Annotated in this window: 7 protein-coding genes and 1 pseudogene; 4 read left to right on the top strand and 4 right to left on the bottom strand. The window is 68.5% G+C overall.

Features of this window, described 5'->3' with window-relative positions; all coding sequences use genetic code 11:
• The 4 genes from rnfG to M0P34_RS10835 all read right to left on the bottom strand — a co-directional run.
• Positions 1-438: RnfABCDGE type electron transport complex subunit G (rnfG, locus tag M0P34_RS10850; protein WP_291498943.1), on the bottom strand; the 438-nt coding region annotated here is incomplete at its 3' end.
• Between the two features lie 3 nt (positions 439-441).
• A complete protein-coding gene (locus M0P34_RS10845) occupies positions 442-1,398 on the bottom strand; it encodes an RnfABCDGE type electron transport complex subunit D (protein ID WP_291498941.1) in 957 nt (318 codons plus the stop codon).
• A 21-nt stretch (positions 1,399-1,419) separates the two neighbouring features.
• Entirely contained in the window at positions 1,420-2,613 is a 1,194-nt protein-coding gene (locus M0P34_RS10840; protein ID WP_291498939.1) for a 4Fe-4S dicluster domain-containing protein, read from the bottom strand.
• Between the two features lie 5 nt (positions 2,614-2,618).
• Entirely contained in the window at positions 2,619-3,350 is a 732-nt protein-coding gene (locus tag M0P34_RS10835; RefSeq protein WP_291498937.1) for a cytochrome c3 family protein, read from the bottom strand.
• A gap of 970 nt (positions 3,351-4,320) precedes the next feature.
• Here M0P34_RS10835 and M0P34_RS10830 point away from each other — a divergent pair.
• The 4 genes and pseudogenes from M0P34_RS10830 to M0P34_RS10815 form a co-directional block, all read left to right on the top strand.
• The gene (locus M0P34_RS10830) at positions 4,321-6,402 is read left to right on the top strand and encodes a molybdopterin-dependent oxidoreductase (RefSeq protein ID WP_291498935.1); all 2,082 of its coding nucleotides are present in this window, start codon (positions 4,321-4,323) and stop codon (positions 6,400-6,402) included.
• Between the two features lie 100 nt (positions 6,403-6,502).
• Complete coding sequence (locus M0P34_RS10825; RefSeq protein WP_291498933.1) at positions 6,503-7,327, top strand: DUF3108 domain-containing protein; 825 nt, start codon at positions 6,503-6,505, stop codon at positions 7,325-7,327.
• A gap of 188 nt (positions 7,328-7,515) precedes the next feature.
• The gene (locus tag M0P34_RS10820) at positions 7,516-8,346 is read left to right on the top strand and encodes an OmpA family protein (protein ID WP_291498931.1); all 831 of its coding nucleotides are present in this window, start codon (positions 7,516-7,518) and stop codon (positions 8,344-8,346) included.
• Positions 8,343-8,685 (top strand): annotated as a pseudogene (locus M0P34_RS10815) (flagellar motor protein MotA); the annotation flags it as partial. The gene M0P34_RS10820 and the pseudogene M0P34_RS10815, both read left to right, overlap by 4 nt.

Genomic DNA, 8,685 nt, shown 5'->3' with positions numbered 1-8,685 from the left:
GACGCGGTCCAGGGCCAGGCCCTTGAACTGCATCTGGAACTTGGGCTCGGCCACGCGCGTGCCCAGGCCCGGCGTTTCCTTGAGGGTGGTCACGCCGATGCCCGCCAGGGTGTCCTGGGCCAGATCGAAGCCGACGATGACCCCGATGTCGCCGCCAAAGCCCACGCCGAAGGCCTCCAGGGCCACGGCCACGAGCTGACCGCCCTTCTTGGCCGGGAAAACGGTCACCGGGCCGTTGGGGGTGTCGAAGCTCTTGCGCTCGGCCAGGGGGTCGTTGTCCGCGTCGGAGAACACGCTCTTGATGGCCGGGCCCTGGACGTAGAAGAGAACTTGGTCCTCGATGGGCTTGGCCGTGACCTCCTTGAGATAGGCCAGGGACAGGCCCGAAGCTCCGCTGATGAGCGAGAGCACCACGATCATGCTGATTATTTCACGCATGGCTCACCTCGCGCCGAAGGGTTTGGGCCGCAGGAGATCGAACACCGGGGTGAACAGGGCCGCGAAGAGCACCGCGAAGGGCGTCCCGTCGGGGTAGATGCCGTAGACCCGGATGAGCACGGTCATCACACCGGCGGTGAGCCCGAAGGCGACCATGCCCGGGCGGGTGACCGGCGAGGAGCTGGGGTCCGTGGCCAGGAAGAAAGCGGCCAGGACCACGCTGCCGGTGAACAGATGGAACAGCGGGCCGGGCTGCGCCCCGGGGTCGGCCAGGGAGAACGCCAGCCCCGCCAGCAGGACTCCGGCCAGGAAGGCCAGCGGAACGTAGCAGCGCAGCAGGCCGCGCGAGATCAGGTAGAACCCGCCGGCAAAGAGCGCCAGCACCTGCGTGGCGCCCAGGCCGCCGAGCTGGCGCCCCAGGAGCATGTCCGTCAGGCTGACCTGCCCGGCCGCTTCGAGCCCGAGATACTTGAGCTGAGTCAGGGGGTTGACGAGCATGGTGGAGAGCACCATGGCGTCGGGGTCGGCCTGGGTTTTCCAGGACAGGGCGACGATGGCCCAGCCCACGACGGCCGGGCAAAGCGGGTTGCCGCCAAGCCCGCCAAAGAACATCTTGCCGATGATGATGGCCAGGGCCGAGCCCATGACCACCAGCCACCACGGCGCCATGGCCGGGAGCAGGAAGGCCAGGAGCAGGCCCACGAGCACGGCGTGGAAGTCGTCCACGCTGGACTCGCGGTCCATGACCCGGCAGCACAGGGCCTCGACGGCCACGGCCGTCGCGCACGACAGGGCCATGACCCGCAGGGCGGGCAGGCCGTAGTAGACCACCGCCATGACGGCGGCAGGGACAAGGGCCAGGATATACTGCTGCATGACCCCGGTGACGGTGCGCCCGCAGTGCCAGTGCGGCGGCGCGGCCACGGTGTACAGGGTGGGAGCGGTTGCCTCTTTCGCCATTGGAGCGTCCTCTCTTCTCGGTTACTCGCCCTGCAGGCGGCAGGCGGTGAGGGCCGAGGCCTGAAGTTCCAGGGTCTGCTTGCCCAGCCGGATGAACTGCAACAGGGGCCTGCGGGCCGTGCAGACATAGCCGCACAGGCCGCACTCCATGCAGGCCTCGATGTGGTAGTCCTTGGCCTTGTCGAACATCTTGAACTCGACGAAACGGCTGACGAATCCGGGCAGGATCCGCGACGGACAGACCAGCGCGCATTCGCCGCAGTTGATGCAGGCCTTGTCGGTCACCGGCGGGAAGGCCGCCTCGGGCACGACGGTCAGGGCGTAGTCGCCCTTGGCCACGCCCCGGTCCAGGGCGGCCACGGCCTGGCCGCGCAGCGGGCCGCCCGCCACCACCCGGTCGCCGGGGGCCGGGGCAATGCCCGCCAGCTCCAGCACATCGGCCAGCGGCGTGCCGACCTTGACCACCAGGGCCTTGCCGCCCACGGTGAGCACGGTCTCGGTCAGGGGCAGCCCGGTTTCGGCCACCCGGCCCAGGCCGTAGAGATCCATGACGCTGACCACCGTCACGCCGCCCATGGATTCCTTGCCGGTCAGGGCCTTGACCACCAGGGGGTCCAGGCTGTTGGGGTAGACCGGGGCCACGGGCTTGGCGGTGCAGGCCGCCAGGGTGGCGGAGCTGCCCGCAGGCACGGCCAGCAGCACGGTGGCGGGCTCCACCAGCCGCTGCGCCACGGACAGGCCCTTTTCCAGGGTCGCCTTGCACTGGGCCAGCAGCACCTCGGCCACGCCGGTGCCGGGCTCGGGGTTCAGGCCGTTGACGATCAGGGTCGGGGCCTTGAGGAAGGCCGAGGGGGAGACGCCCAGGCCCTTGAGGGCCTTCTTGAGGTCGTCGCGCGACAGGCCGTCCAGGCTCACGGGCTCCACGTCGGGGGCGCCGGGCTCGGCCGGTCTGCCCGGCGTGGGCCGGGGCGTTCCGGCGGTGATGACGATCTCGAAGTCGTTTATGTCGGTGACCACGCCGCGAACGGGCGAGTGGGCGTCGCCCACGGAGGGGCCGGGATGCCCGGCCACCAGCGTTCCGGGGTTCACCGCTTCTTTTTTCTTGATGGTCTTGGTGGAATGGCCGCGCAGGGGGATGCGCACGACCCCGGACTCGGGGCCGGCCTGCACGGGGCCGCTGTCACCGGTAAGAAGGCTGAAGGTCGGCTTGGTCATGGCGCTCACCGGAAATGGCACTTGTTGCAGTCTTCGGGGGTGTGGGGGCCGGCGCCCTTTTCCTTGTGACACTGCATGCATCCCACATGGTAGGCCTCCATGCGGGCGGCCAGGGGGATGTCCTTGGATTCGAAGTGGCAGGAGGAACAGGCGGGATACATGGATCCGCCCTTCTCCATGCCGTGGCAGTTCTCACACCCCGCGAGCTTCTGCTCGAACATGTCGGCGTGGCAGTCGGCGCAGCGCTTGTGTGTCGCGTCCATGTGCGAGGGCATGGACTCGTCGCCCTCATCCTGGTGGCAGTCGGAACAGGCCGACGGCTCGGGCTCGATGGAACTGTCGTGGTGGCAGTCGGTGCAGCCGTCCACATAATCCTTGTGCCCTTCGTGGTCGAACTTCAGCTCGGACAGCTCGGCGTGGTGGCAGCGGTTGCAGTACTGCTGGTCCATGGCCTGCTGGTGTCCGGCGATGAACCCCTCCTCATAGGAGGCCGGGTGGCAGGCGCCGCAGGGCATGGGCTTGCTCGAGGGCTCGTCGCTCTCGTGATGGCATTGCTGGCAGGGGATCTGGTACTTTTCCGCATGTACCTTGTGGGTGAAGATCACCTTGCCACCCGCGTTCTCGAAAAGCAGGCGGGTGGGCATCTCCTCCGTGGAACCCGGAGTCAGGTACCCCCCCACCCCCAGTGCTCCCAGGAGCACCGCGACGATGGCGATCGGCTTGTAGCGCGTTTGCACGGGACACATCCTCTCTGTTGATTGGGCCACACACCTTTGAAAACATTGCGACAACTACCGCGCCCCGCCCAAGGGGGCGCACGGACGGAACGCCTCCTACCCGGGGAGGGACGCGGCCCCCGGACCGCGGCGGACCTCGGCCCAGCCCGCCCGCCGGGCGGCCGACGGCGCCACCACGCCGCCGGGAAGCGCGCGCCAGGACGAACCCGAACGAACGACAACGAACGAGGCGGCCGCGATACGGGCCGCCGCGCTTGCCAGATTCAGCCGGGTGAAGGCCATTGCCTTCTCTCCTTGGTATTCGACGCTTCGCGGGAAAGGCCGGAAAGCGACACCCCACATCGCTTCCTGCGGCCGCAGCGCCTGTAAAAACAGGCATTTCCTCTCAGAGGCTAGTACTCCGAACCACATTTTCACAGTCTGTGTCAAGCCCGGTTCCATTTTTGGATATATTTCACATGCCCAGGAACTATATCATTATAGGGGCCCTCTTTCCTGCGGCGGGCGAACATACGCACACTATGGCACTGCATTCCGACTGCTTCGCTCGCCTTTGCCCGCAACAGGCTGGGTCGCGCCAAACCTTGAAATCCGGGAACTTTTCTCCGCCCAGGGGCCGGGGCGGAGCCCCTGCCCCCCGGCCGGGAGCGCCCCCGGCCCCCGCCCGGCGCGCGCGGGGCGCGCGCCGGGCACCGGAAGAGGCACCCGCACGTTTTTCGCCGTCCCCGGGCGGCCCGGATGTCCTCCAAAATTATAACATCCTTGAATAATTAACTAACACATCGATCCCCGCGCCATGAAAAGCGCAAATTCTTTTATTCACAAATAGGCCGGAATCGGTTGTCAGCGCCTCGCGGACTGCTGTACACGGCGTAGGTACGGATACCGCGCCCCGCCGCGCGGCCCGCCCACTCCAACCCGAACGTTTTTTGTACAGCCGCCCGCAGGGCAGGACGAAGGGAGAAACGCCATGGCCAAGAAAACCGTCTACAGCGTCTGCGGCATGTGTTCCGTGCGCTGCCCCATCATGGTGGAGACCGAGGACGGCAACGTCAGCTTCATCCAGGGCAACCCCCACGACCCCGGCATGGCCGGGGGCCTGTGCCCGCGCGGCGGAGCGGGCTACGCCCTGCTCATGGACGAGGAGCGCCCCCAGGCGCCCATGATCCGCCAGGGCGCGCGCGGCGAGGGCAAGTGGAAGACAGTGAGCTGGGACGAGGCCCTGGACTATGTGGCCGACAAGCTCAAGGCGGTCATCGCCGAGCACGGCGCGCGCGCGGTGCTGTGGTCCGACCGCGGCGGCCCCTTCGCCGACCTGCACCAGGCCTTCATGCGCGCCGTGGGCTCGCCCAACTATTGCAACCACGACGCCGCCTGCGCGCGCAACGTGCTGCACGCCGCCAAGTCGGTCATGGGCATCGGCCGCAAGGGTGTCGGCTACGACTACAAGAACTGCAAGCACCTCGTCCTGCAGACGCGCAACATCTTCGAGGCCATCAACGTCAAGGAAGTCAACGGCGTCCTGGCCAGCAAGGAAGACGGGGGCAGGATCACCTGCATCGACATCCGGGCCAACGTCAGCGCCACCAAGGCCGACAACTTCTTCCTCATCCGCCCCGGCACGGACTACGCCCTCAACCTGGCCGTCATCCACGTCCTGCTGAACAACGGCTGGTACGACAAGGCGTACGCCGAGCGCTTCATCGAGGGCCTGGAGACCCTGCAGGAATTCGTCGAGCCCTACACCCCCGAGTGGGCCGCCGAGGAAACCGGCGTCGGCGCCGAGGCGCTGGTCAAGTTCTGCAAGGAGCTCAAGGCCGCCGCCCCCGCCGTCATCTGGCACCCCGGCTGGATGACCGCGCGCTACACCACGTCCTTCTACGTCAGCCGCACGGCCTACCTCATCAACGCCCTGCTGGGGTCCATCGGCGCCAAGGGCGGCCTGCCCATCGTCAACGGCCCCGGCGACTTCGGCAAGAAGGGCCTCAAGTCCTTCGCGGCCATGTTCCCCAAGCCCGAGGAAAAGCGCGCCGACGGCGCGGGCTGGAAGCTCAAGCACATCGACGCGGGCCCCGGCCTGATCAACAAGGCCTACGAGGCCATCGAGAGCGGCGACCCCTACCCCGTCAAGGCCTACATCGTGCATCGCCACGACCCGCTGCACGCCATGCCCGACCAGGCGCGGATGAAGAAGATCTGGGAGAAGCTCGATCTGCTGGTGGCCACGACCTTCAGCTGGTCCGACACCGCGTGGTACGCCGACGTGATCCTGCCCCTTAGCACCTACCTGGAGCGCGAGTCGCCCATCGCCACCAAGAAGGGCGTCAAGGCCTACTTCTTCCGCCGCGACCGCGCGGTGGAGCCGCGCTACGACACCAGGGCCGAATGGGAGATCCTCGGCGGGCTGGCCAAGCGCCTGGGCCGCCCCGAGCTGGCCTTCGCCAGCGCCCGCGACATGTGGAACTACCAGCTCGACGGCACGGGCTACACCCCCGAGGACTTCGACGCCACGGGCGAGATCTGGCTGTGCGACAAGCCCAAGTACCGCACCTGGGACGAGCTGAAGTTCGGCACGCCCTCGGGCAAGCTGGAGGTCGTCTGCCAGAAGCTCGAAGACATGGGCCTGGCCTCGCTGCTGCCCTACCAGAGCCCGGCGGCGCCGCCCGAGGGCCAGTTCCGCATCGCCTTCGGCCGCTGCGCGCTGCACACCCAGGGCCACACCGTGAACAACACCATGCTCAACGAGCAGATGCCCGTGAACCCGGTGTGGATCCACACCGACCGGGCCAAGGCCCTGGGCGTGGCCGACGGCGACGCCATCACCGTTTCGGGCGGCGGCTACTCGGCCCAGTCCGTAGCCCTGGTGACGAACTTCATCCACCCCGAGGCGGCCTTCATGGTCCACGGCTTCGGCCACCGCATCCCGGCGGAATCGCGCTCCTCCCGGGGCATCGCCGACCAGGAGCTGATGACCGGCGGGCTGGACAAGATCGATCCGGCCGGCGGCGCCATCGCCATGCAGGAGCACTTCATCACCATCACCAAGGCATAACGGCTCCGGCGAGATACAAACAACCCCCGCGCCGGGGGAGCGGTCCACCGCTCCCCCGGCGCCCCCTTTTCTCCGGGCCGGGGTTGGTGTATCCTGGCCCATGCACCGAAGCACACACCGACCGCCGCGCGCCGCGCGCCTGCTGGCCTGCGGGCTGCTGCTGCTCCTTGCGGCCCTGCGCCCCGGGCCCGCCCGGGCCCTGGAGGGCCTGCCCTTCTGCGCGGGCGAACGCCTGGTCTACACCCTGCGCTGGGCCGCCCTGACCGCCGGGGAGTCCTCCATCGAAGTCCTGCCTCCGACGGAGGTGGACGGCACCCCCGCCCTGCATTTCCGCATGCGCGCCCGGACCACCGAGTTCGTGGATTTCTTCTACAAGGTCCGCGACCGGGTGGACGCCTTCACCGACACCGGCCTGAACCGCTCGCTGCTCTACCTGAAGGAGCAGCGCGAGGGCTCCTACGAGCGCGACATCACCGTGCGCTTCGACTGGGACCGCTTCAAGGCCCGCTATTCCAACACCGTCAACGGCCCCAAGGAGCCCATCGGCGTCTACCCCGGCACCTTCGATCCCCTGTCGGTGTTCTACGCCTTCCGCGTCATGCCCCTCAAGGTGGGCGCCACGGTGCTGCGCCCGGTGACCGACGGTGTGAAGTGCGTCCTGGGCCGGGCCACGGTGCTGGGCCGCGAAACCGTCGAGGTGCCCGCCGGGACCTTCGACTGCTATCTCGTGGAGCCCGACCTGTCCCATGTGGGCGGGGTGTTCCGCAAAAGCCCGGGCGCGGCCCTGCGCATCTGGGTCACCGCCGACGCGCGGCGCATCCCGGTGCGCATCTCCAGCAAGGTCGTGGTCGGCTCCTTCCACGCCCTGCTGACGGAAATCCAGGGCCCCGAGGACTGCTACGCACAGGCCGCCCCCGCGCCCTGAGGGGGGTGTCGACTTTTCGACGCCGCGCGGCGCCGCGCGGCGCCCCCGCCTGCGGGCGGCGCAACGCTCCGCCCGAAACGCGGCCCGGGCCAGCCCTTTCGCGGCCCGCCCGGCGCCGGGGCGCTGGCCCCCCGCGCCAGGCACGCTCCTTGCTTTCCGTGGGGAACCGTCCCCACGAGGAGGACCGCATGTCCAGCGAGCAGAGCGCCCAGGATGCCGCCCCGGCCCCGCCCGGCCCCGTCCGCGACGAGGCCACGGTCCGCGCGCGGCGCATCAAGCTGTACGAGGAGGATATCTTCGGCGGCGACACCGACGTGCCCGAGGTCCACTGGTCCGTGCCCTGGGCGGACCTGATGATGACCATGTTCGTGCTGTTCACGGTCCTGTTCGTCTACGCCAGCGCGAAGATGGACTACCTCCAGGCGTTCCGGGGACATGTGGAGTTCGAGAACGTGGACCGCGTCTCCGAGGTGGGCGCGCGCCGGGGCGAGGTGCCGGTCTATGACCGCCACGTTCCCGGCCTGCTGCCCGAAACCGGGCCGCAGAAGCTGTTCGAGTCCGTGAGCGCGGCGGTGACGGAATCGGCGCTGACCGACGTACATGTGGAATGGGAGGGCGACACCGTGCGCATCAGCATGCACGGCCCCATGCTTTTCGACCGTTTCGACGCCCGGGTGCGCCCCGAGGGGCTGCGCTTCCTGTCCACGGTGTCGGCCATCGCGGCCAAGGCGCGCTACGACGTGCACGTCCACGGCCACACGGACAACACCCCCGTGCACACCCCCGAATACCCCACCAACTGGGAGCTTTCCACCGCGCGGGCCCAGAGCGTGGCCCGCGTGCTCATGGACACCGGGCGCGTGGACCCGGCGCGGATCACCGTGTCCGGGCATGCCATGTACAAGCCGCGCACCCCCAACCTGACCCCGGAAAGCAGGCTGCGCAACCGCCGCGTGGAGATCGAGCTGAAACGCCCCGAGGCTCCCGCGACCATCGACTACAAGGGAGAAGGGCAATGAACCGCTCCAACGCCATCGGCGCCGCCCTGTGCATCGCGGTGTTTGTCGCCACCTTTGCCCTGGCGGGCAACGCGGGCGCCTACCTGAACCTGGAGGCCATGCTCGTGGTGCTTTCGGGCACCGTGGGCGCCACGCTCTTGTCGTATCCCCTGGCCCAGATCCGCACGGCCTGCCTCGTTGCCCGGGGGGCCTACCGCCACGGCGGCACCAACCCCGACGACGTGATCGGCGTGCTGCTCGACCTGGCCATCCGCTCGCGGGTGGACGGGCTGCAAAGCCTGGAGCACGCCGGGGAGCGCACGACCTTCAACTTCCTGCGCGAAGCCCTGAACATGGTCG

Source organism: Desulfocurvus sp., assembly GCF_023230885.1.
Classification (GTDB): domain Bacteria; phylum Desulfobacterota; class Desulfovibrionia; order Desulfovibrionales; family Desulfovibrionaceae; genus Desulfocurvus.
This window is presented reverse-complemented; position numbering and strand designations above follow the sequence as displayed.

Excerpts from the sequence above, each read along its gene's own strand:
- M0P34_RS10830 (WP_291498935.1), top strand. The coding sequence starts at position 4,321 with ATGGCCAAGAAAACCGTCTACAGCGTCTGCGGCATGTGTTCCGTGCGC.
- M0P34_RS10845 (WP_291498941.1), bottom strand. The coding sequence starts at position 1,398 with ATGGCGAAAGAGGCAACCGCTCCCACCCTGTACACCGTGGCCGCGCCG.
- M0P34_RS10820 (WP_291498931.1), top strand. The coding sequence starts at position 7,516 with ATGTCCAGCGAGCAGAGCGCCCAGGATGCCGCCCCGGCCCCGCCCGGC.
- M0P34_RS10840 (WP_291498939.1), bottom strand. The coding sequence starts at position 2,613 with ATGACCAAGCCGACCTTCAGCCTTCTTACCGGTGACAGCGGCCCCGTG.
- M0P34_RS10825 (WP_291498933.1), top strand. The coding sequence starts at position 6,503 with ATGCACCGAAGCACACACCGACCGCCGCGCGCCGCGCGCCTGCTGGCC.